This window comes from Limnothrix redekei LRLZ20PSL1, assembly GCF_043235035.1.
In the GTDB taxonomy this organism is placed as follows: Bacteria; Cyanobacteriota; Cyanobacteriia; order CACIAM-69d; family CACIAM-69d; genus CACIAM-69d.
This window is the reverse complement of sequence record NZ_JAZAQF010000011.1, coordinates 1-434: the sequence shown is the minus strand read 5'-3', so window position 1 is coordinate 434 and position 434 is coordinate 1. Positions and strand designations below refer to the sequence as shown.

Sequence of the window (434 nt, the reverse complement as noted above, 5' to 3'; positions counted from 1 at the left end):
CGACGCTCCAGCACGATCGCCGCCAAAAAGTTATTTTTGCGGGCCGCCAACATGCCTTCTTCGAGCACCGTCCCCGGCGTGAGAATTCGGGTCACCTCCCGCCGCACCAACCCCTGAGGGGAATCAGGAGATCAGGGGATCAACTTATCCCTTGGCGCGGCGGCGGTGCTTGCGAGCAGTCCGTTCCACTTGATCTTGCTCGTAGCTGAACGGGCGGGATGTAGCCTTGCTAGAAGGTAAACGCCACTCCGTAAACGATCTGCCTTGGAGCCAGATAACGGGCAGGGTTATCTAGCGGTGTGCCACTGTCGTCAGGACGAGGATAACGCGGGTCACGGCTATCACGTAGCACATTGTCACCATAACGGTAAGCCGCACCCGTTACAGGGTTGATGAGCTGAGAGTTCAGTTGGTTGAACAGGTTGTTGATCTCA

The 434-nt window shown here is 57.1% G+C and carries 1 protein-coding gene; it reads right to left on the bottom strand.

Translation table 11 applies throughout. The annotated features are described in order from the left end of the window. Window positions 1-229 precede the first annotated feature (229 nt). Window positions 230-434 (bottom strand): hypothetical protein (locus VPK24_RS01975; protein WP_393010243.1); only part of this gene is annotated, 205 nt, incomplete at its 5' end.